The 22,448-nt window shown below is 52.9% G+C and carries 22 protein-coding genes; 4 read left to right on the top strand and 18 right to left on the bottom strand.

Annotation, left to right across the window (positions count from 1 at the left end; all coding sequences use genetic code 11):
* Window positions 1–9 precede the first annotated feature (9 nt).
* The 3 genes from NST23_RS13090 to NST23_RS13080 all read right to left on the bottom strand — a co-directional run bounded on the left by NST23_RS13090 (window position 10) and on the right by NST23_RS13080 (window position 2,765).
* Window positions 10–1,371 carry an ethanolamine ammonia-lyase subunit EutB gene (locus NST23_RS13090; protein WP_122963422.1) on the bottom strand — a complete coding sequence of 454 codons (1,362 nt, stop codon included), beginning with the start codon at window positions 1,369–1,371 and terminating at the stop codon, window positions 10–12.
* A 298-nt stretch (window positions 1,372–1,669) separates the two neighbouring features.
* Window positions 1,670–2,059, bottom strand: a complete 390-nt coding sequence (locus NST23_RS13085; RefSeq protein ID WP_122963423.1) for a response regulator — start codon at window positions 2,057–2,059, stop codon at window positions 1,670–1,672.
* 265 nt (window positions 2,060–2,324) lie between these two features.
* Entirely contained in the window at window positions 2,325–2,765 is a 441-nt protein-coding gene (locus tag NST23_RS13080) for an Rrf2 family transcriptional regulator (RefSeq protein ID WP_122963424.1), read from the bottom strand.
* A 155-nt stretch (window positions 2,766–2,920) separates the two neighbouring features.
* On the opposite strand from NST23_RS13080, the gene NST23_RS13075 reads away from it, so the two are divergent.
* Together NST23_RS13075 and NST23_RS13070 are read left to right on the top strand one after the other, a co-directional pair.
* Window positions 2,921–4,207, top strand: a complete 1,287-nt coding sequence (locus NST23_RS13075) for an acyl-CoA thioesterase/bile acid-CoA:amino acid N-acyltransferase family protein (protein WP_122963425.1) — start codon at window positions 2,921–2,923, stop codon at window positions 4,205–4,207.
* A 433-nt stretch (window positions 4,208–4,640) separates the two neighbouring features.
* Entirely contained in the window at window positions 4,641–4,979 is a 339-nt protein-coding gene (locus NST23_RS13070) for a histidine triad nucleotide-binding protein (protein ID WP_242771620.1), read from the top strand.
* 17 nt (window positions 4,980–4,996) lie between these two features.
* On the opposite strand, the gene NST23_RS13065 is transcribed toward NST23_RS13070, so the two are convergent.
* Window positions 4,997–5,974, bottom strand: a complete 978-nt coding sequence (locus NST23_RS13065) for a YpdA family putative bacillithiol disulfide reductase (protein WP_122963427.1) — start codon at window positions 5,972–5,974, stop codon at window positions 4,997–4,999.
* A gap of 151 nt (window positions 5,975–6,125) precedes the next feature.
* On the opposite strand from NST23_RS13065, the gene NST23_RS13060 reads away from it, so the two are divergent.
* The gene (locus tag NST23_RS13060) at window positions 6,126–7,730 is read left to right on the top strand and encodes an S-layer homology domain-containing protein (RefSeq protein WP_340963800.1); all 1,605 of its coding nucleotides are present in this window, start codon (window positions 6,126–6,128) and stop codon (window positions 7,728–7,730) included.
* Between the two features lie 106 nt (window positions 7,731–7,836).
* Here the strand turns inward: NST23_RS13060 and NST23_RS13055 are convergent, their stop codons facing one another.
* The 5 genes from NST23_RS13055 to NST23_RS13035 all read right to left on the bottom strand — a co-directional run bounded on the left by NST23_RS13055 (window position 7,837) and on the right by NST23_RS13035 (window position 12,169).
* The gene (locus NST23_RS13055) at window positions 7,837–8,310 is read right to left on the bottom strand and encodes a GNAT family N-acetyltransferase (protein WP_340963798.1); all 474 of its coding nucleotides are present in this window, start codon (window positions 8,308–8,310) and stop codon (window positions 7,837–7,839) included.
* 57 nt (window positions 8,311–8,367) lie between these two features.
* On the bottom strand, window positions 8,368–9,174 hold the full coding sequence (locus NST23_RS13050; protein ID WP_340963797.1) for a TrmB family transcriptional regulator: 807 nt from the start codon (window positions 9,172–9,174) through the stop codon (window positions 8,368–8,370).
* Between the two features lie 153 nt (window positions 9,175–9,327).
* Window positions 9,328–10,290: an L-threonine 3-dehydrogenase gene (locus tag NST23_RS13045; protein ID WP_340963796.1), complete on the bottom strand. Its 963-nt coding sequence runs from the start codon at window positions 10,288–10,290 to the stop codon at window positions 9,328–9,330.
* A complete protein-coding gene (locus NST23_RS13040; RefSeq protein WP_173595882.1) occupies window positions 10,287–11,480 on the bottom strand; it encodes a glycine C-acetyltransferase in 1,194 nt (397 codons plus the stop codon). Before NST23_RS13040 ends, NST23_RS13045 begins: the two co-directional genes overlap by 4 nt.
* A 311-nt stretch (window positions 11,481–11,791) precedes the next feature.
* The gene (locus NST23_RS13035) at window positions 11,792–12,169 is read right to left on the bottom strand and encodes a (2Fe-2S) ferredoxin domain-containing protein (protein WP_122963431.1); all 378 of its coding nucleotides are present in this window, start codon (window positions 12,167–12,169) and stop codon (window positions 11,792–11,794) included.
* A 173-nt stretch (window positions 12,170–12,342) separates the two neighbouring features.
* On the opposite strand from NST23_RS13035, the gene xerS reads away from it, so the two are divergent.
* Window positions 12,343–13,455 carry a tyrosine recombinase XerS gene (xerS, locus tag NST23_RS13030; RefSeq protein ID WP_122963432.1) on the top strand — a complete coding sequence of 371 codons (1,113 nt, stop codon included), beginning with the start codon at window positions 12,343–12,345 and terminating at the stop codon, window positions 13,453–13,455.
* A 100-nt stretch (window positions 13,456–13,555) separates the two neighbouring features.
* Here the strand turns inward: xerS and NST23_RS13025 are convergent, their stop codons facing one another.
* The 9 genes from NST23_RS13025 to NST23_RS12985 all read right to left on the bottom strand — a co-directional run bounded on the left by NST23_RS13025 (window position 13,556) and on the right by NST23_RS12985 (window position 22,242).
* On the bottom strand, window positions 13,556–14,449 hold the full coding sequence (locus NST23_RS13025; RefSeq protein WP_063227078.1) for a manganese catalase family protein: 894 nt from the start codon (window positions 14,447–14,449) through the stop codon (window positions 13,556–13,558).
* 68 nt (window positions 14,450–14,517) lie between these two features.
* Entirely contained in the window at window positions 14,518–14,766 is a 249-nt protein-coding gene (locus tag NST23_RS13020) for a YuzF family protein (RefSeq protein ID WP_173598837.1), read from the bottom strand.
* A gap of 308 nt (window positions 14,767–15,074) precedes the next feature.
* A complete protein-coding gene (locus tag NST23_RS13015; RefSeq protein WP_173598836.1) occupies window positions 15,075–15,908 on the bottom strand; it encodes a transglycosylase domain-containing protein in 834 nt (277 codons plus the stop codon).
* Window positions 15,909–16,017: 109 nt separating this feature from the next.
* Entirely contained in the window at window positions 16,018–17,598 is a 1,581-nt protein-coding gene (locus NST23_RS13010) for an acyl-CoA synthetase (protein ID WP_122963435.1), read from the bottom strand.
* A gap of 232 nt (window positions 17,599–17,830) precedes the next feature.
* A complete protein-coding gene (locus tag NST23_RS13005) occupies window positions 17,831–18,736 on the bottom strand; it encodes a C40 family peptidase (RefSeq protein ID WP_122963436.1) in 906 nt (301 codons plus the stop codon).
* 280 nt (window positions 18,737–19,016) lie between these two features.
* Window positions 19,017–19,646: a fumarylacetoacetate hydrolase family protein gene (locus tag NST23_RS13000; RefSeq protein ID WP_122963437.1), complete on the bottom strand. Its 630-nt coding sequence runs from the start codon at window positions 19,644–19,646 to the stop codon at window positions 19,017–19,019.
* 72 nt (window positions 19,647–19,718) lie between these two features.
* Entirely contained in the window at window positions 19,719–20,252 is a 534-nt protein-coding gene (locus NST23_RS12995) for a hypothetical protein (protein WP_122963438.1), read from the bottom strand.
* Window positions 20,253–20,409: 157 nt separating this feature from the next.
* Window positions 20,410–21,021, bottom strand: coding sequence for a VanW family protein (locus NST23_RS12990; RefSeq protein WP_122963439.1), 612 nt, complete (start codon window positions 21,019–21,021; stop codon window positions 20,410–20,412).
* Between the two features lie 216 nt (window positions 21,022–21,237).
* Window positions 21,238–22,242 carry a helix-turn-helix domain-containing protein gene (locus NST23_RS12985; protein ID WP_340963793.1) on the bottom strand — a complete coding sequence of 335 codons (1,005 nt, stop codon included), beginning with the start codon at window positions 22,240–22,242 and terminating at the stop codon, window positions 21,238–21,240.
* Window positions 22,243–22,448 lie beyond the last annotated feature (206 nt).

Genomic DNA, 22,448 nt, shown 5'->3' with positions numbered 1-22,448 from the left:
CCCCAATCGTTAGTCGAACACCGATAGATCGCCCGCACGCTCTGTCAGCCGCCCGTTTTCCATCAGTCCCATTTTTTCCATCCATTTTTCAAACTCGCGCAACGGACGCAAGCCCAAAAGCTCGCGGTAGCTGGCATCGTCGTGATAGCTCGTATCCTGATAGCTCAGCATGACGTCGTCTCCGCCCGGCACACCCATGTAAAAATTCGCCCCGCCAAGCGTGGTGAGCATTCCGGCGATCTCCTGGTCGTTTTGGTCCGCGTACATGTGGTTGGTATAGGTAGGGGCAATTCCCATCGGCAGGCCGTGCAGCTTGCCCATGAACAAATCTTCCAGATCGGCGCGAATCATTTGTCTGCCGTCGTACAGCGTTTCCGGCCCGATGAAGCCCGAGACGTTGTTGACCATGAACGGCTTCCAGTGACGGCAAAAACCGTATGTGCGCGCCTCCAGCGTCTGCATGTCCACTCCTTCGTGCGAGTCCAGCGACACTTCCGAGCCTTGCCCGGTTTCAAAATACATCACGTTCGGTCCCGACGCCGTACCTTTGCGCAGCATCAATTCCATTGCTTCATCCAGCAAATCTTTGGAGACGCCAAATGCGTCATTCGCCCGCTGCGAGCCAGCCAGACTCTGGAACATCAAAGAGATAGGAGCGCCGCCGCGCAGCGCCTGCATCTGGGTCGTGATGTGGGCGAGCACGCAGTTTTGCGTCGGGATTTCCCATTTTTGCATAAAATCGTGGGACATTTTCAGCAGCTTGATAACGCTTTCAACGGAATCGTTATTCGGGTTGATTCCGATAACAGCATCCCCGGAGCCGTAAGACAAGCCCTCTTTCATCGAGGCGAGAATGCCTTCCGGATCGTCAATCGGGTGGTTGGGCTGACAACGGAACGCCAGTCTGCCCGGCTCGCCGATCAGCGTGTTGCAATACGCCTGGTGCTTCATTTTTTGCGAAGCCATCACCAGGTCAATGCTGGACATCAGCTTGGCTGTAGCAGCAATCATCTCGCTCGTCAGACCGCGACTGATGCGGGTAAGCTCCGGCATGCCCGTCGAGAAGGACAAAACGTACTCGCGCAGCTCGCCCACTGTCCAGTTTTTGATTTCCTCGTAGATCGACAAGTTCAAATCGTCGTAAATAATCCGGGTGACCTCATCCTTTTCGTACGGAATCACCGGATTTTCGTAAATGTCCTTGAGTTGGAGCTCGCTCAGTACGACTTTGGCTGCCATCCGCTCCAGTGCGGAATTTGCAGCAAGTTTGCTCATGTGGTCGCCTGACTTCTCCTCGCTCGCTTTGGCCAATACATCGCGAACGGATGTGAACTGGTAATGTTCTTTACGGATGACGCATGCCAATTTCATCTCGCTTCACTCGCTTTCTTTGGTGGAACTTTTTGTCCGCCCGACATTCTTTGAGTGAAAACGGCCATCCTGCATACTTTCGCGTTTCTCCCCGGAAAAATTCGTGTGAGACCAGCTCATCATTGAGCAACCGCGTTCGTGCGGATGATATTACCCAAAATATGCCTGGCGGGGATATGCTTGCTGCTTTTCGAGCGCGTCGTTGCGCTTGTTTCTTTCGTCCATATACGTCAAAAAGACGCCTGGAAAAGGAGACGGTCATCCGTCTTCATTCAAGCGCCATTGCTTTTGTTGCGATTCACTTTTCAAGCGTATGCTGTTTTTCCAAAAGGAGCGTTTCCACCGCCGGGAGAAATTCCTCCTCCATGACCGGCTTGACCAAAAACGCGCAAACTCCTTTTGTTTTCGCTTTTGCTACCACGTCTTTGTGACTGTATGCCGTTAACAGGAGGATGGATGCATCCGATTGTCCTCTGATGATCCCTGTTGCCGTCAATCCATCCATAACAGGCATTTTTACATCCATGATGATGAGGTGCGGGTCCCACAGTTGCGTCAGAGCAACGGCTTCCTCGCCGTTCTTCCCGTCAGCCACAACGTTGTAGCCTTGTTCCTGCAACATCTCGACCAGGTCCATTCGCGTGATGGGGTCGTCGTCTATGATTATGATTCGGTAACGCTGACGCAATACTCCACCTCCCGCTAAGAGAATGGACGTGCCAACTGCTCATCATACGGTCAAACCTGCAACCGACGCCGTTGTCGGGTTTTTTTGCAGCTTTTTGAATACTCTCATTATATCTTATTACCGTTGGCTATTTCTACCCTTAATCCCGTCCTTTGCCGCCTGCCGTCCCGTTTTTTCAAAGCGGCTTGCTGATTTTCTATCGATCCTCGCGACCGCAGAAACGACCTGGGCATTCCTTCCGTTCACCGTCGCACTAGCAGACTTTCTACTTGGCCTGCTCCGTAATCTTTTGCCGCAAATCCGAGACTAGCTCCTGCATCGTAACGCTTTGCAAAATCGCTTCCATCGCATGCTCGGCACGAAGCAGGATCAATTCCAGGACGAACTGGATGTTCGCCCCCACCGGACAGGCTGGATTCGGCTGGTCATGAATGTGAAAAAGCTGGCCTTCTTCCACGACCTCAACCGCCCGGTAAATGTCGAGCAAGGTAATGCTCGCAAGCTCTTTGGCGAGTGATGCGCCGCCTGCTCCGGCCCGGACGTTCACCAGGCCCGCCTTTTTCAATTGGCCGAGTACCCGGCGGATAATGACCGGATTCGTATTCACGCTTCCGGCGATCCACTCGGACGTATGATGGGAGTTTGCATCGATAGAGAGAAGTGATAGTATATGAACCGCAATGGAAAAACGGCTGCTGATTTTCATGTCGGTCACCCTTTCGTTGTAATGATTATAGTTACACCTTCATTTGGAAGTCAAGTTAACCGTTCCGTCACATTTGCTGCTGTGGCGCATTTGTGAATTCTACTATAATTACGGTGTCATAAAATCCCATATTGTTGATGAGGAGTGTTGACTGTATGATGCATCCACAGATCGATGTTTCACCAGCAACGGCCTTGCTCGATGTTCCTGTCCATATTACACTAAGCGGTTTTCAGCCGCATCAGTTAATCACGCTCAACGCTACCCTGACGAACGGATTGCCAGGAGGAGAACTGACAGCGTCTTCCCATGCGATTTTTCAGGCGGACGAGAACGGCTCTGTTGATCTCGTCTCCCAGGCTCCCTTGTTCGGAACGTACGAAGGAATCGATCCGATGGGGCTTTTCTGGTCGATGAACGTGCAAACACTGCGCTTTTACAGTGCCTATTCACTCGATGACTTCCAGTTTACTCCCCGCTCTACCGAGATTCACCTGACGGCAGAAGTCAATCAAAAACCAGTCGCCAAGGCTGTTGTCAAACGCGTTTTCGTTTCCCGCGACGTCTCGATTACAAAAGTCAAGGAAGACGGCCTGGTCGGTCTGTTTTTCAGCAAGCCTCACCCTGAGCCGAAGCCTGCCGTGCTCGTCCTGGGAGGCAGCGAGGGCGGGATCGGCTCCTGTTCACAATTTGCCGCCTTGTTCGCCTCTCACGGCTATCCGGCGCTTGCTCTCGCCTATTTTCAATGCGACGACTTGCCGACGGACATTCAGCAAATTCCGGTTGAATACGTCCAGCGCGCCGTGCATTGGCTCAAGCAGCAGCCAACCGTGCATCCTGACAAAATAACTGTGTTTGGCCGCTCCAAAGGCGCCGAGCTTGCTTTGGTCACCGCGTCGCTCGAACCGGGTATCCACGCCGTCATCGCATCCAGCCCCAGCTCAACCGTCAACATCGGGACAGACAGGGCTTTTGCCGATTCCGAGATATTTTCACCGCAATCGTCCTGGTCGTTTCGCGGCGAACCTCTGCCATTCGTTCCATGGACAGAGGAGCAATCCCGCCAATTCCGCGAGCTGCTCGATGCCGGACAACGCATCGATCAAATTCACAAAGACGCGTGGCGCGCCTGCGAGTGGCTTGCGGACGCCGAAATTCCTGTGGAACAGATCAACGGCCCGATTTTGCTGCTTTCCGCTGACGACGATCACTGGTGGCCTGCTGCCGAACATTGCGAGCGCATGGTAGCACGGCTGAAGGCCAAGCAGTTTGCCCATCCGGTCGTGCATTTGCGCTACGCCGACACGGGTCATGGCATTCGGTTTCCGTACATTCCTACGACGCGAATCGCACAGAACGGAGGAACGCCGAAAAACAATGCGCAGGCGTCCGAGCATTCGTGGAAAGAAGTGCTCGCGTTTTTGGAAGAAACGTTTGCATGACCGCATAAGCACATGCTTTTTCTTGCCCGCTTACATAAGCTGTAGAGAACAGCTAGTCATGACTTTTCAAAAACGGCGGTGAAGCCATGTGAACTGGAGAAGGCAAGGACAGCTCAGGCGATTCACAGCAAGAATCGGGCAAACTTTTCGCATGACGCGCTGGAAGTTGACACGCTCATGGAGCAGCTTCCGGCATCCTGGCAAAGTTTTGCTGCAAAAATGCTATGCGCTCCTCAGAAGAATGTATAAATAGATTTCCCCTCTTCCCGCAATGGGTGGAGGGTTTTGTTTTTTCGCAAGCAAGATCGCAGCATAAGCGTCGGAAGCTTCCCTCCCAAAAACTTCCGCCTCTCCAACAGGTAAAGCCTACTCCCGTGACGAAGTAGGCTTTAGACATGTGACTATTCAAATTTCAGAGAGGATGAAAAAACAAATGGATTGCCTTTTTTGCAAAATCGTCAACGGTGACATTCCCTCCAAGAAAGTGTACGAGGACGAGCATGTTCTCGCTTTTCATGACATCAACCCTGTCGCGCCAGTCCACGTGCTGGTCATCCCGAAAAAACATATCCAGTCCGTAATGGCGATTGAACCGGAGGACAAAGAGCTGATCGGCCACCTGCACCTCTCCTTGCAAAAGGTAGCCGATACCATGGAGGTAACCGAGTCCGGCTTCCGCGTCGTGACGAACATCGGAAAACACGGACAGCAAACGGTGTTCCACCTGCACTACCACCTCATTGGCGGCAGACAGCTGGAGTGGCAGTTCTAGCACGAATACATTTTTCGTCAGGCGTTGTTTTGCGAGACGATGTGGCGGGCGATCCCTTCGCCGTGAAATCTGCCGTTTTCGATGAAAATGGCATTGGCGTGGTGGCCCGCCGCAATCACGCCCGCTATGTACAGACCCGGAACGTTCGTTTCCATCGTTTCGGGATCATGGGCTGGCACGCCTGTCTCCTCATCCGTCTGCACGCCGAGCGACCGCAGGAACGTCCGGTCGGGACGATAGCCGATCAGCGCGAAAACGTGATCGTTGGCAAGCGTAATCTCACCGTCAGCCGTATTGACGTGAATCGCCCGTTCCTCGATAGCAGAAACCGTCGCTCCGAAAAACATTTGGATGCGGCCTTTTTTTATGAGACTTTCAAACACCGGACGAGTCCACGCCTTGACTTTGTCTGACAGCTCGGTTCTGCGGCAGATGACGGTGACATGCGCCCCTGCCCGTTCCAGTTCCATCGCGGCGTCTACAGCGGAGTTGTTGCCGCCCACAATCGCCACTTGCAAGCCGGCGTACGGGTGCGCTTCCTTGTAAAAAGAAGAAACTTTCGGCAAGTCTTCCCCCGGCACGTTCAACCGATTCGGATTGTCGAAGTAGCCAGTAGCGATGACCAGCTTTTTCGCTTCGTAGTGATGTGTCTTGGAAAAACGGTCCGTCGTCGTAACGTGAAAACCTTCTCCCACGCGCTTCGCTTCTGTCACGGTTTCGTATACGTGCACGCGCAAGTCCTCGCGGGAGGCTACCAGCCGATAGTAATTGAGCGCTTCTTGCCTGGTCGGTTTATCGTTGGCTGTGGCAAAAGGAATGCCGCCAATCTCCAGCAAGTCCGGCGTGCTGTGAAAAACCATGTACGTCGGATAGCGATAAATGGAATGCACAAGCGACCCTTTTTCAATAATAAGCGGATCAAGTCCGGCTTTTTTGCAAGCGATGGCTGCTGCCAGACCGCAAGGCCCGCCGCCAATAATCAGTACGTCTTCCATTTCTCTTCCGCCTCACTTCTTCATTTCTCTCTCTTCTCTTTCCAATCCTTATCATACCATATCGGAATTTCCGCAAAAGAGTTCCCGGCTGTTCTCTTACCAATAAATGACCAATGAAAGATTGGTTTTGTCTCCTTATACTGGATGTATGATGAAAAAACAAAACATACATATTTGGTTGGTTTCTCTGGCATTTCTGACATACTGCCTGACTCTGGCTGTCGGCGTCCCTGCCTCAACCGCTTCCACAAAAGCGTTGAAGGACATTGCCAACAGCTACGCCAAAGAGCAAATCCGCTCCTTGCACGAGGCAGGTGTAATCGCAGGAGATGAAAACGGCTATTTCCATCCGACTCGTCCGGTCACTCGTGCCGAGTTCGTCGCGATGCTGACACGCACGCTGGGCATCCAGCCTGTTGCGAGCAACATCCCCGCTTACACCGATGTCGCGAAAAATTCCTGGGCGTACGGCTCGGTGCAGGCAGCGGCTGCGGCAGGCATCTCAAGCGGGATCAGCGCTACTGCCTTCGGGCCGAAACGCACGATCTCGCGCGAAGAAGCAGCGACTTTTCTCGTGCGGGCTCTCGTGCAAAATGTTCCGGCACAAGCCAATCCAGCCGTCAGCGACGCCGCTTCCATCTCCAGCTGGGCAAAAGCTGCGGTCGCCAAGGCGCTCCAGAACAAGTGGCTCGTCGGCTACGAAGGCAACTTCCGTCCGAACGATGCCTTGTCGCGTGAAGAGACAGCCGTCATTTTGCAGCGTATTTTGACCGAGCTGAACAAAAAACCTGGTACGTCAGCGCCGCTGGTTTCGCTTGGCTGGCAATACCAGTCCACCACGGACGAGTTTATTGCCCAAGTCAAGAAAAGCGGTGTCAACACGCTGTCGCCACGCTGGTACTTCCTGCAAAAAGACGGTACGCTCAGCGACTTTTCCGACGCTGCCCTCGTACACTGGGCACACGCAAACGGCAAGCAGATCTGGCCTTTGTTCGGAAATCGCTTTGATTCCGCCGCCACACATGCAGCGCTGTCCAGTGCGGACAAGCGCAAGGCAATCGTGCAAAAGCTCGCTGCCTTTGTGGACAAGTACGAGCTGGATGGCATCAACGTTGATTTTGAAGGCTTTTCACCTGCTGACCGCAACAACTTCACGCTGTTCATCCAGGAGCTGTCAACTGCGCTGCAAACCAAAGGAGCTGTCGTCTCCGTCGATATTCCACCTGATACCAAAACCGATTGGAGTGAACCTTACGACTTTGCCAAACTGGCAAAAGCCGCAGACTATTTGATCGTCATGGCTTACGAGGAGCATTGGGTGGGTGGCCCGAAAGCCGGCTCCGTCGCTTCGCTTCCGTGGTTGAAAAAAGTGACGGAAGATTTGTTGGATGATATTCCGGTGCAAAAATTGATCGTCGGTCTGCCGCTTTACACCAGAGACTGGTATCAGGCAAAAGGCGGCGTGCAATCGACCGATATCAGCATCCCCGAGTCGTATCAGCTGCTCTCGCAATACAGAGCGAGCACCAAATGGGATGCGAGCCTCGGACAGTACCGCTCTGCGTACAGCAAACAAGGGGTGACCCATTCGATTTGGCTGGAAGAAAGCCGTTCGCTGGGCCTCAAGGTTCAAGCAAGCCTGCAATGGCAAATCGGCGGTCTGGCTTACTGGTATGTAGGCTCCGAGTCTACCGATGTGTGGCCGGCCATCGCCAATGCGATCAAGCTGAAACAGGTGCGAGCCAAACTTTCCTGACGGACAACAGCAAAACCGCCTCCGCTGACGATACGTGCAGCGGAGGCGGTTTATTTTTGTGAGAGCGGGGGTGCCCACGATCGTACGCAACCTCTAGCCTAGCGCACTAACGCAATTTTCGCTCCATGAACATGGCGCCTTCCAGCGGGTTGTAGATGTAAGGCGTCGTCTCGGAAAACCCGAACGCCCGATACAACGCCTGCGCGCTCGTCATCGTCGCCAGCGTATCGAGCCGCATGAAATCGTACGGAAGCTGTTCCGCTGCCTCAATCACTTTTTGCACGAGCGCCCTGCCGATTTTCAACCCGCGATATCGGTCGCGCACATACAGTCTTTTCATCTCGCAAATCCGTTCCTCGCTTTTGCGCAGGGCGATGCAGCCCGCTGCTTCTCCGTCTGCCAGCGCGAGGACCAGCACCCCATCTGGAACCGCATACTTCCCAGGCAACGATTCGCATTCTGCTTCGAAGTCCTGAAAGCCCAGGTCAAGCCCGAGCGACTCGGTGTATTCGCGGAAAAGCTGCTTCACGCTCTCCAGCTCTGCCTCGTGTTCTTCTGTCACATAACGAAATTCGATCATCTGTTCTTTCCTCTCCTGCCTGTCTGTTTTGTCTGTCTCGATGTGAAAAATCGCTGCTTATTTTCTTGCGCTGTGAACGATATACGCCAACCGTTCATCGCTTTGGCAAAAGTCTGCCAAGTTGCCAACGCCCCATTTCGCACTCACTGCTTTCAGCGTCATATCGTGGCGAATGTACTCCTTGGCAAGCAAAATCAGCATCGGGTCTGTCGTCTGAATCGCTTGCGGCACGCGGCCATCGAGGAAGCTGGCGATCAACACCTGCCGGTCGTCCTGGATCACGATGGTCAGTCGCTGGCCCATGCGCCGTTTTTCGATCGCGGAAGTTTCTTCGTGATAGAAGGCGTTGCCGAAAGAAGCCGTTTTTTGATCGGCAAACAACAGGGAGAACAGCCTGATTCCTTGCGCTTGTGCCGCCTCGGCCGCCCCCTTCAATTCATCCAGCTCCTCTTCCCACGCCGACAGCCACACTTCCTCTTTTGCTTGTGTGAGCAAGCTTTGCATGGCGGACAAAATTTTCGCCCGCTCCTCCATGTGCCTGATCACGTGAACCTCCACGGGCTTTTCCATCGCTTGCAGCTCTTGCTCCAAATAGTCAATCGTCTCGACATGCTGTTTTTTCAGATTCGCCATCAGTTCCTTGATCGGCACAGGCCGATACGTTGGCGGCTCTGTCCGCAGTTCGATGACAGCCTGCTTGCTCACCAGCTTGGCAATAACCGCGTACACCATCGACCTGGGAACCCCGCTCTTTTTGCTGATTTCGTACCCGTTTTGCAGCGGTTCTTTCAGCAAAGTCACGTATACTTTTGCTTCATTTTTGGAAAAACCGATTTCCTCAAACTTGTCCAGTAGCAGCTCCATAACAACACCCTTTTTAGTTGTAATAAATATGACCACTATAACTCAATCCGTTTGACGAAGCAACCTGATTCGCGCTGCTCCGGCCAATGCCATAAAAAAACCGCCGCTTTGCCTGTTACGCAAAGCGACGGTTTCCTCTTTGATGCTATTCGTTTAGCCAACCTGCTGCAGCAGCTTTCCCCGCAGTTTGGTCAGCATGTCTTCGGTCATTTTTTCGAGATCAAATTCGGCTTTGAAGCCCCACTCATTCATCGCTGCTGTCGCGTCAATCGAGTTAGGCCAGCTGTCGGCGATCGCCTGACGCACCGGGTCTACGTCGTACGAGAGCGCAAACGTCGGGATGTGCTTGCGGATCGCTGCCGCTACATCTTCCGGCTCGATGCTCATCGCCGTTACGTTGAACGCGTTGCGGTGAATGAGCTTGGATGGGTCTGCTTCCATCAACGCGATGATCGCGTTCAAAGCATCGGGCATGTACATCATGTCCATGTACGTGCCTTTGCCGATGTAGGAAGTGTAAGCCCCGTCGAGAATCGCTTTGTAGTAAATATCTACCGCGTAATCGGTCGTTCCCCCGCCTGGAGGCGCCACGTAGGAGATCAGTCCCGGAAAACGAACGCCGCGCGTATCGACGCCGAACTTTTGGTAGTAGTAATCGCACAGCAGCTCTCCGGACACTTTGTTGACCCCGTACATCGTCGTCGGGCGTTGGATCGTGTCCTGTGGCGTTTTGTCTTTTGGCGTGGACGGCCCGAATGCGCCGATGGAACTAGGGGTGAAAAACTGGCAGTTCAGCTCGCGAGCTGCTTCCAGCGCGTTGACCAGTCCGCCCATGTTCAGGTTCCAGGCAAGCAGCGGTTTCGCTTCAGCGGTAGCCGAAAGCAGTGCAGCCAAATGCATGATCGTATCGACCTGATGGGTTTTCGCCAGCTCGAACATGCGATTTCCGTCCGTTACATCCAAAATCTCGAATGGCCCGGAATCCACCACAGGGTCAGCTTCTTTTTTGCGGATATCTGTCGCGACAACCTGATCGGCTCCGTAAACTTCACGCAGCTTCATGATCAGCTCAGAACCGATTTGCCCCAATGCTCCCGTAACTAATATCTTTTTCATGACAGGATCCCCATTTCTTTCCCAACTTTTTCATAGATGCCAAGGGCGCGATCCAGCATTTCCTTGGTGTGAGCGGCAGTCGGCATGTTGCGTACACGGCCTGTTCCTTTTGGCACGGTCGGGAACACGATCGCCTTGGCGTACACGCCCGCTTCGTACAGACGTTTGCTGAACTCCTGTGTCTGTTGTTCGTCGCCAATGATGCAAGGCGTGATCGGTGTTTCGCTCGCTCCGATGTTGAAGCCAAGCTCTTTCAAGCCTTTTTTCAAATAGTGGCCGTTATCCCACAGCTTGTCGTGAAGCTCTGTGCTGCTTTGCAAAATTTCAATAGCGGCGATGCTTGCAGCCACGTCGGCTGGCGTCAATGCAGTGGAGAACAGGAACGGTCTGCTGCGTACTTTGAGCCAGTCAATCAGCTCCTGGCGTCCAGCGACATAACCGCCGACTACCCCGATCGCTTTCGAGAGCGTACCGATCTGGAAGTCAATTTTATCGGACAAGCCAAAATGCTTGACTGTTCCAGCGCCTTTTCCGAGAACGCCGGAACCGTGAGCATCATCTACATACGTAATGAGGTCAAATTCTTCGGCCACCTCGACGATTTCCGGCAGCTTGGCAATATCGCCATCCATCGAGAAGACGCCATCGGTGATGACCATCAGTTTTTTATATTTACCGGACTCTTTCGCTTCTCTCGCCTTGGCGCGAAGGTCGTCGATGTCGGAGTGGTTAACGCGAATGATTTGCGCGCGCGACAGACGGCAGCCGTCGATAATCGACGCATGGTTCAGCTCGTCTGACAAAATCGCATCGTCCTTGTCCATCACGGCAGAAATAGCTGCCATGTTGCAGTTAAAGCCGGACTGATAAGCGATGGCTGCTTCTGTATGCTTGAAGGCAGCGAGTTTTTCTTCGAGTTTGACATGCAGATCAAGCGTACCATTGATGGTGCGAACCGCCCCTGCTCCAACTCCGTATTTTTGCGCAGCAGCAGTCGCCGCTTCGATCAGGCGCTGGTCTGTTGCCAGTCCCAAATAGTTGTTGGAAGACAGGTTAACCAGTTCTTTTCCCGCAATGGTGATGACAGGGCCGTTTGCGCTTTGCAAAGGATCGATGACGTTGTACAGACCTTTGCTTTTCAAATCAGCCAGATTTTCGTGTAAAAAATGCTCCAATGTTTTGCTCGCCAACGAGAATCCCTCCAGCATCCAACCATCGGGCCTTACATCTGACCATCGTGGAAGTAATTCCCACGAAAACAAATGTGCACCCTACGCGGACATATTTTTCTTATGAAAATCCCTTTAAATCAACCTTATTTACTAATAGGTTACCACCATTTTCTTTAAATGTCCATATCACAAAGACATATTTGATGACGCTTTCAGGCAAATCGCAGAAAGACCTATTCCTACATAAGTTCTCCTTTTGTTGGAATCTTAGACAAAAGCCGCGCAACAAAAAACCACCCTCCTCTTTTCCAGTGGAGCGTGGCTCTTGCTTACTTTTTCGCTTTGGCCGATTTCAACATCCCCGGTTTGGCATCGGATGTGCGGGCAAAGCCATCCCCTGCAAAGCGATGCGTCATCAAAGCTTCGATCGGTTGACCCAGGCGAAAATGCTGATCGACCATCTGCTTGGCGTCTTCCGGGGTCACGTTCTGATACCAGATGCCTTCCGGATAGACGACTACGACACAGGCATCCTCACAGCGCCCGTTGCAGCGCGTGCGGCTCGTATGTACATAGTCGTCCAGACCAGCCTCGGTGATCGCCTCCCGGAGCGCTACCGTCACTTCCTCGCCCCCGTTGCGCATACAGCTCCCGCCATTGCAGAGCAACACATGGTGACGCGTTTGAGACAAATCCCACGTTGCCAATGAACATTCCTCCCGCGAAATAATCGTAACGATTACGTTTTATTTACTTTTCTACTTTACTTTTTCTCATCATGACTGTAAATAGCGCAATTTGCAATTCCCAGAACGTTTCCTTTTTGCTAGAATATATGTTCGTATACAACTATTCCAATCTTTGGAGGGCGGTGGATCACATGTCCGTAACCAAGCAGCGAGATGCCTTGCAACTGCTCCAGACAATCGGGTCTTTTCCCTGGTATGTAGAAAAATTTATCGACCATAAAAAGACGAAAAAAAGCTCCCCTTCCACCTTGCTCGGGTATTTGCGCGACATCGCCTTTTTCTTTCGCTGGATGATGACAGAAGGTTTGACGCAGGCGACAGAGCTCAAGGACATGCCCCTCTCTGACCTGAACGAGCTGAAAAAGGAGACGATCGAAAGCTACGTCTTGTACTTGCAAGAATCGCATCTGTACGAACGCGCCGCCCTGCTGACCAACCCGACGCGCAGCGCGAAAAAAGAGTACAGCGACCGGACGATCAGCCGAAAAATTTCCAGCCTGAAGTCGTTGTTTCATTATTTGGCTGCGCTGGCGGAAGACGAGCATGGCGAGGCGTATTTGAAGCGCAATGTCCTGGCCAAAATCGAGCTGGACGCAACAGAGATGACACCGCTCGCCCGCGCCCACGCCATCCGGGCCAAAATTTTGATCGACGATGAAATTTATCAGTTCGTCGATTTTGTTTACAACGGCTACCTCGCCCACTGTGACACGGAAAAAAAGCGGCAGTACCACCTGCAAAATCGCGACCGGGATACGGCAATGATCGCGCTGATTCTCTCTGGCGGGTTTCGCGTCTCGGAGATCGTCAGCCTGGACTTGTCCGACATCGTCATGGAAAAAAATCAGTTGAAAATGATCAGAAAAGGCAAGAAGGAAGACGCTCCCTTTTTCAGCGACTGGGGCAAGGAGTATCTCGGCCGTTACCTGGCTCTGCGCGACAAGTATCATCCTGGCTCCCAGGAGGACGCTGTTTTCCTCGCCGTATCGCCAACGAAGCCGCACGGCCACCGAATCGAAGTGCGCTCGGTACAAAAGCTGGTCAAAAAATACGCGAAAGCATTCGGGATCCCTGATCTGTCCGTCCACAAGCTGCGGCACAGCTTTGCCACCCAGTTTTTGCGGCTGAATCCCGACCCTCACCAGCTGCAAGCGCAGTTGGGACACTCGAAAATCGAGACGACGATGCAATACGCCCACGTCCTCGAAGATGCGCTGGAGAAAGCGGTCAATCGCACAACCTGACCTGACTCCCCTAAAAAAGCAATCGACCAATCAGCCCTCGCCCTGGCGAACTCAAGCTGATTGGTCTTTGTTTTGCCTTTGCGTTCATCCTCTTTTTCCCCTACAGCCCGGCTGATCGCTGCAACCGTTTGGCAATTTCCAAAAAGTCTTCCCGCGACACCCCTGGCGCAAACTCCTCCGGCAATTCATCCAGATCGGGAACAGGCCCGCCATCCGGGACGCCTTGAATGACCTCCGCGGTTGATCCGTCCGGCAAAGGTCCGCGCCAGATCATCGCGATATCCTGATAGTCCTGGTAGCTGAACGTAAACAGCTTGCGGTTTAGCCCCATGGCAATATACGGATGAGTCGCGTCAAACTGCTCGTTGTCCAAATCCGGGACAGGAAGCATTTTCGTCAAATCGACTCCCGTAGCAATTTCCAGCGCCTTGGCGTAGGCCACCACATGCACGCCGCCTCTGACGAGCAAATAGCCAATCATCGCTCGTGCCGTCGGGTGATCGGTCATCTGGTACACGCGCATTTTGTGGGTGCGCGCCCCGCATTCGAGAAAAAAGTTGTGCAGCAGATCGAGCACGAGATTGCCGCTGGTGAACACGTAGTCGCCCGTCCACGATTTGCCCATCGAATCACCGGGCAGCGCGGTCTGTGCCGAGGCAATGAAATGGTATGTGTTGCGCTTGTTCAAGCCGTTTGCGAGCGGTGTAGTGTCGGGATCGCCAGGCCGCGTAATGCCTTTCATGCACAAGTTGATCGCATTGGATACCAGCTCGACGTGTCCTACCTCTTCTGCCGTGATGCTCGCGACGAGGTCGTAAAACGGCTTCAGCTTCCTTTTCCCGCGAAAATTGAACGATTGATACAAATAGTTGTTCAAAGTCGACATCTCGCCAAAACGGCCGCCCAATAGCTCCTGGACGGCCGCAGCGGCGTTGGCGTCTCCGTATTCCGGCTCCGGAAGCTCGATAGCCAATCGGTTAATCCGTGTAAACAACGCGATTCCCTCCCCCGTCATCCTCCTGTCTTTACTGTTTTATGAGGGGGAAAGGTTGTATCATGTCACTAACTCGGCATGACCCAGACGATTTGCTGTATGCGCACGAAAAACGTAGAGCCGCCGACTCGCAAAACGACGTGGTCGGGCAGGACGTTGACTACGTTTCCTCGGAGGTTTCCTTGCGTCGTTTGGATGGTAACATCACGCTGCACAACGCCTAGCAACGTTTGATACACGAACGGGTCAATCAACGACGTCATCGACGGGGTGTTTGATCCCGGCTGGGACTGGGGCTGATATGGATACGCATTCATGACACTCGTGGCTCCTTCCTGTAGTTCCTCCCCTTACTTTATGCAGCGTTCGGGATATGGGTGAGAGCACAGCTCATCCATGCCGCACGCTCTGCGACAGATGAGTGAACAGCTACAACCCCTACTGCCTGCCCTGTGACTGATGAGCAAACAGCTACAACCCTACTGCCTGCCCTTCGACAGATGAGTGAACAGCAACCCTGCCGCCTCCTCTGTAACTGACGAGTGCCCCCCGCAAAAAAAAGCCCGGCCCCCTGCCTTTCAGACAGAAGACCGAGCCTCGCTTCATTAATCGTGTAAGGATGGAGTTACAGCGAAGACTTGCCCTTGCTGTTCTTCGCTCCCGTAACCACTACGTTTTCCAGCTTGGCCGCTTTGAGCGTCTCTTGATCGATGACGTTCAGCTCCGCCATTCTGTTCAGGACAACCGCCTGACGGGACTTGGCCTTTTCCCAATGCTTCACAGGCGAATACGCTTCCGGCGCCTTTGGCAAAGACGCGAGGATCGCGGTTTCCCCGATCGTCAGCGGAACTTTTCCCCCTGCTGTTGCCGCAGATTTGTTGAAGTAAAACTGGGCAGCTTCGCCGATGCCGTAGTGCCCGTGTCCGAAGTAAATCACGTTCAGGTACATTTCCAGCAACTCTTTTTTGCTGTAGCGCTGTTCCAGTTGCAAGGCAATCGCCATTTCCTTGACTTTTCTGCCCATCGTTTTGTCATGGGTCAAAAACAGGTTGCGGGCGAGCTGCATCGTGATCGTGCTGCCCCCCTGCACGTAGGCGCCTTCGCGAACATCGATCCAGATCGCCCGGGCAAGCCCGTACGGATCGACTCCCGGATGCTGCATGTACCGATGATCTTCAATCGCCACGAACGACTTCCAGACATAATCAGGCATCTCGTCGAGCTTGACGTAGGCACCGTGAGCCGGGTGCTGCACGGCCGCCAGCTTTTGGTCATCGATCCACCAGTTGCCGGCCCAGGTCAAGACAACCGGAGTCAAAATCGTGACAATCAACATGAAAACGAGCAAAATGCCCGCTCTTTTTTTCCACGACCATGCCCGCTTTCGCACTGGCTGGTTTACGGTTGCTGCTGCATATGGATTCGCGTTTCCCCCTACCGGGACGGAAAGCTGGTTCATGCTACATTCCCCCTTGCCTTGCAGTACACCTTCATTGTAAGGAAGGGGGATGTTTTCTCCCATCGAATCCACTTACAGCAAGCTTACAATTTCGTAAGGCTTACCCCGATCAATAGCGGTGCGTTCCGGCCTCCTGCTGGCGCAGCTCGATCCGTCTGATCTTGCCCGATGTCGTTTTCGGCAGTTCCTGGACAAATTCGATCTTGCGCGGATATTTGTACGGCGCAGTCAATGTCTTGACATGATCCTGAAGCTCGGCAACCAGCCCGTCAGACGGCGTCTGGCCTTTTTTCAAAATCACAAACGCCTTCACCACATGTCCGCGCTCCGGATCGGGACTGGCAACCGCCGCGCACTCGGCCACTGCCGGATGCTTGACCAGCGCATCTTCCACTTCGAATGGCCCGATCGTATAGCCGCCAGAGATGATGATGTCATCCGAGCGGCCTTCGAACCAGATGTAGCCGTCCTCATCCATCTGCCCCTGATCGCCCGTAACGTACCAGTCGCCACGGAAAGCTCTCGCCGTGCGCTCGGGATCGTCCAGGTACCCTTTGAACAGCGCCACCAGATTGCGGTCAATGGCAATATCGCCGACTTTGCCGACGGGCAGCTCGTGCCCTTCCTCGTCAATAATCGCGATCCGCACGACTGGCGAAGGCTTGCCCATCGAGCCAGGCTTCGGCTCCATGCCGACAAAGGTGCCGACCAAAAGCGTGCTTTCCGTCTGTCCATAGCCGTCGCGCACCGTCAACGCAAATTCGCGACGGAACGTGTCAATCACTTCCCGATTCAACGGCTCGCCTGCCGAACATGCCGAGCGCAGCGCTTGCAGCTTGTACTGCGACAGATCGGATACTTTTGCCATCAGCCTGTATTCGGTTGGCGTGGCACACAGCACGGAAACGGGGTAATTTTGCAAAATAGTCAAATAGTTTTCGGCAACGAACCGTCCTTTGTAGACGAACGCCGTCGCTCCCATCCCCAACGTGGATACGAACGGACTCCAGATCCATTTCGCCCACCCAGGGCCTGCTGTCGCCCAGACCAGGTCGCCTTCGCGCACATCGAGCCACTGCTTGGCTGCTACCGCCAGATGGGCGAACGGCCAGCCGTGGACGTGCATGACGCCTTTTGGCCCGCCTGTCGTCCCGGACGTGTAGGACAAAAACGCAAGCTCGTCAGCGTCCGTATCTGCTGCGGTACATTCTTCACTCTGCCCTTCCATCAGTCCGGCAAGCGATACCCAGCCGTCTTTGCCTGCTCCTGTTGTGATGTAATGCGTCAAGCTTGGGCAGTTGCCGCGAGTCGGCTCCACCTCGTCCATCACCCCGTCAAAGCTGATGACTGCTTTCGCTCTGGCGTGGTTCACCCGATATTCGATGTCTTTGTAGCGCAGCATTTCCGATCCGGGCATGATGACGGCGCCCAGCTTCAGCAAGGCGAGGTACAGTCCGTAGGCAAGTGTGCCGCGAGAGACGAGCACCAGCACCCGATCCTTTTCGCCAATCCCGATGGAGCCAAGTGCATTGGCGATGCGATTGGAATAGCGGCGCAACTCCTCATAGGTCAAAATGTGTTCGTTTCCTTGCTCGTCCAGTTCCCAGACAGCGCGTCTTTCCGGGTTCTTTTTCGCCCACTCATCGACTTGCGCCGCGAAGTTGTATTTGACTGGCATGTTCAATTTCAAATGACACACCCCCACTTTGTTTACCTTTGTTTACGTATGTAAAAAGACACTTCGACGTTTTTTTAATTTTTCCTCTTTACACTCTATTCAAACAAAAGAAAAACAGCGTCATGATACAAAAATTGGCACGCCATACGGGCGAAACGATTATGGCACTTCCTACGTCATACATAACAAAGGCCCCCATGCAGATGCACGAGAGCCGATTCGAACTGATGACACTGTATGAAGGTTACAGAACGCGCTTGACTTTGACAACACGCTTTTCCCAGTTCGTCCCATCGTACTTGGAGTATGTCACACCAGGACTGCCGTACGTGTGCAAGATTTTGCCGTTTCCAGCATAGATCGCCACGTGCGTGATCCGGTCGGAGGAGCTGTTGGCGGAAGCCTTCATGAAGAGCAGGTCACCTTTTTGCAGGTTCTTCTTGGACACAGTCGTACCTACTGTGGATTGCTGGCGGGAGTCGCGCGGCAACGTGATTCCCGCTTCCTTGAAGACGCGCTGCGTGAAGGAAGAGCAGTCAAACGTTTTGGTGCTGCTGCTGGAAGAACCGTACTTGTATTTCGTTCCCATATACTTTTCACCGATCTTGATTACTTTGTTGGCAAGATCGCTTGGAGCTTGTTGTGTATCGTCTCCGGAATTATCCGAAGAGCTTGTCTCTTCCAAAATGCGGCGAGCCCCTACGAATTTGTCGCTGTACTCGGAATAGCTTTTCACGACAACGGCATCCTCGCCTTGGGAGGAATAGACGAATTGATCATTGCCTATGTATATTCCCATAAAAGATGCGCTTCCGCTTCCTGTCGATGAGAAGAATACCAGGTCTCCCGGCTCAACGCTGTCTTGGGAGACTTTTTTGCCTGCCTTGGACAAGCTTGAGATCGTGCTGCCGATTGTGATGCCGACTTGTTTGTACGTATACGTAGCCAGCTCTGCGGAACCGAATTGTTTTGGACCTTTTGCTTTATATTCATAATCTTTCCCAATCAGCGATGTGGCAATATTGACTACATCAGATTGTTTTGAATCTTGCGTCTTAGCGGCCGCCTGTCCAACTTGACCACCCATTAACAGGGACGTACTCAGTAGGACTGCTATTGTTGACTTCATTACCCAATCTCGTTTCGTCACTTTCTTTTCCTCCTTGTTATGTTGTGGCACCCGTCTTGGGTACATGGACAGATTACCGCAGGAGGAAACAGGAGGATAAGACCGTAAAATTTACCAATTCAGGAATTAGTAGCATCGGACTACTCAGAAAACAAGCGGCAAAGTAGGCTGTTCTTGCCTTTTAGTTCCATAGCACCAGAATCCATTGAGAAACGATTTCAATGGCGCGATGCACGAAAAAAACCCATCTTCTGCCTGATCATGTCAGAAGATGGGTTTTCTCTTGGCGGAGTAAGGCTTGTTATCCTTTCAATCTGGCGGTAAACTGGCCCCGCTCTTCGTCGCCCCATTTGAGTGTCAGCACATCGCCGTCTGCCACTGGCCCGACACCAGCTGGTGTTCCCGTGTAAATGATGTCGCCAGCTCCCAGACCGAAATGTTCTTCTACATAAGCCAAAATCGTTTCCAGATCAAAGATGACGTCGCTAATATTGCCTCGCTGAACTTGCTCGCCGTTTTTATGCAGCGAAAAGTCGGCTTGCTGCAAGGCAGACAGCCCCGAGAACGGCTGAAACGGCGTCAAGATTGCGGAATTTTTAAACCCTTTGGCAAGCAGCCACGGATGGCCAGCGCTTTTCAGCTCGCTTTGCACATCGCGCAACGTAAAATCAATGCCCAAGGCGACTTTGTCAATCACCTGCTCAAGCGCACAGCCTGGCTCATACGGTCTTGCGATATGCACGACAATCTCCGCTTCATAATGAAGCTCGCCGCGCGTGCCAGGCAGCGCGATTTCCTGCCCGTTCGTCATGGCCAAAGCGTGTGTCGGCTTGGCAAAAATCATCGGCTTTTTCGGTACGTCATTCCCCAGCTCAGCCGCGTGCAGTCGGTAGTTGCGGCCCACACAGTATATATTGCGGATTTGTTCCATTTTTGTCCTCTCCTTATGAAAGCTTGTCGCTCCCATTTACTATATCATGGCAGAGAGGACGGCAAAAGCCGCTCAATACTCGTCAAAGCAGTTGTCATAGCCCGGCCACAGCCTTGCGTTTCCTCTGGCCTCCACTTCAAATACGGTATCGCAAATCGCTTCCAGCGCGCTCTCCAAATCCGTTGCTTCATCAGAAGCCCACATGAACCCGTAGCGGAGCCTGACCATTTGTTCGTTCTTTTCATACAGGACGAACTCCAGTTGCTGGTGCTGCTCAATGACCGCTTTGCGCGCCAGAACGGTTGCGTCGAGCGAAAACAATCCATCCCACTCCGAGATGACATAAGTGGAAGTCACCTCGATCCAGAGAGCGCAAGCATCGTTTTTCCGGCGAAAGACAACAGAGTCTTCGCGATAAAATCCGTATCCAGAAGGAAGGGCGCCTTGAAGCTTGAATGCAATTCCTACAGGCAAGTCTTCCGGCTTCAGTGCTCCGACAAACCTTCCCGGCAAAAGATAGTATTCATCTTGCTGGCAAGAGCTGAGAGGCTCCCCCATCACGAGCACGCGCTGGTTCTTTTTCTCGCCTGTCACCTGTACGTACATTGCGGCACCTCCTTTTCACACAGTATGGTCACGAATGCCTGCCTCAAAACCAAATTGTGCGTGGCTCTATCCATTATTTTACTTTTCCTGAAGACAAAAAAACAGAGAGGTACATCCCAATTTGATGTCCTCCCCGGATTTGCCTGGCTATTCGCGATTAGGCACGCACGATGGCGATTACTACATCGCTGTCTTTGTATGTTTTGGCTTTCACTTTAACGGGAAAATCGTACGGATTTTGAAATTGAAAATCAAGCACACCGAAGGCAACGGTCGCATCCTGGCCCGCTGGCACGTAGCCCACAGACTTGCTGTGATTGTGGCGCTCGACGATCGTCATTCCCGCCTCCGCTGTCGCGTTGTACAAGGTGCTGGAGACTTGGCAAATCCCGCCGCCGAAATCGTCTGTAAGCTGTCCGTTCAAGATGACGCCAGCCTGCTTCCAGCCGTCTTCCTCCAAATTGGAGTTTCCGACTTCTTTATTATAAGAAAAGACAGCTTGTGGCGCGATCTTCTCGTTGTTGATTTTTTTCATCGCCTTTTTGATGTTGTGCTTGCGTGCATCTGTGCTGTCTTTCATCGTCGTATGGTAAAAGCCGAGGACGTCTTTGTCTTTGATGTCCATTTTGTCCAAAAAGGCTTCGCGCTGCTCAGTCAAGGAAAGCTCAGCCGTATCCAAGGCAAAGGCAGGAACGGACAAAGCGTGCGTCCATCCGGAAAACAATAAAGCCGTCATCACACCTACTCGCCAAAGCCGAAGTTTGTTCATGCTCCTCTTCTCCCTCGCTTCCATTCATGCTGTCTGTGTATCAGTCGGGCTTGCAAGAACCAAGCCACAACCTCGCTATCCTACTGTAGCCCATGCATGAATGAGCGAGCAACCTGCAAATCTTGGACCGCTTGCCTAGAAAAAGGAAGACCGCTCCCATCCGGGCGGTCTGTCCTGGCTATGTGGCTTTTCTTTTGCACAAACGGGAATGATCTCTCAGCCCAATGCCTGGACGACCTGCTCCAGCTTCTTGGTGTTGGCAATCATTCCGTTGTTCATCCACGTCAAAAAGTCGACCTCGTAAACGTGCTGGTTGCGAACGGCTGGAAGTGCGCTCCACACAGGATCAGCGAGTATGTCACGCTCCGCTCCGGGCGCTTGCGTATGCCACTTGTCAAAGGTCACAAACAGATGGTCAGCTTGCAGATGCGCTAGTTGCTCCCTGGTCAGGCTGACCATCGGTGCATGCTCCGTCTCGGTAAAACCAGGGTATTGCCGATACGGATGCAGCCCCAAATCACGATACAATACAGAGCCGCTGAACCCTTTTTCTGCATTTGCGTACAGAAAAATATGGTCGGCGGAAATGCGCAGGCAAGCAACCGACTGCTTGTCCGCGATGCCTTGCAAATCACGGCGCGCGCGCTGGGCTTTTGCTTCATAGGCAGCAATCTGTTCCTCCGCCTGCTCTGTCCGCCCGAAATAATCGGCTACTTTGCGCAGCAAAAAGCGCCAATTCTCGCTTGATTGCGGCAACACGCACGTGTGGGAGATGCGTCGGCACTGCTCGTACAAGTAATATTCGTTGTTGAACCCCACATGCGCAGCGATATCTTGCAAACGGTCGTCGGTTTGCGCCAGCATTTTTTTCGTGCGCTCAATCCGCACGTCGTTCAAAAAATCGAGCGGCAGCTGCCCTGTCGCCTGTTTAAACAATCGTGTAAACCGCCAACGATCCACCTGGACGATACGCGCCAACTCTTCTACGGTCAACATCTCCTGGCAATAATGAAGCATGTGCTGGATCGAGCGCTCCACGGCTCCGCGCTTGTCGGGCACGCTTGCGGAATCGGCAGACAGCCGCTTGTTTTGGAACAGTAACAAAAGCAATTGCTGAAACCGAACCTGACAGGCAAACGCCGCTGTCTCCTTCTGCGCGAAACGACAGCGCATCATTTCATCCAGCCATTCCAGACAGAGCGAAAACGGAACACCTTGCACCGCTCCCCAGCAAGGAAAGTGCTTGTACGGCTCCCCTGGCTCATCGGCGCTGTTCGGCTTCTACCTGTGCATCGAAAAAGCGAGCCAGTAAACTGATTGCTAGGTATCTACCATGAGCTTTTTCACTTTTTGAAAATGAAATTCATTATCATCAACTCCGATTGTAGCGAAAAAAAGAAAGCTCTTCAACCTATGTTGAAAAACTT

The organism is Brevibacillus sp. FSL K6-0770 (assembly GCF_038000275.1).
GTDB lineage: Bacteria > Bacillota > Bacilli > Brevibacillales > Brevibacillaceae > Brevibacillus > Brevibacillus parabrevis.
This window is presented reverse-complemented; position numbering and strand designations above follow the sequence as displayed.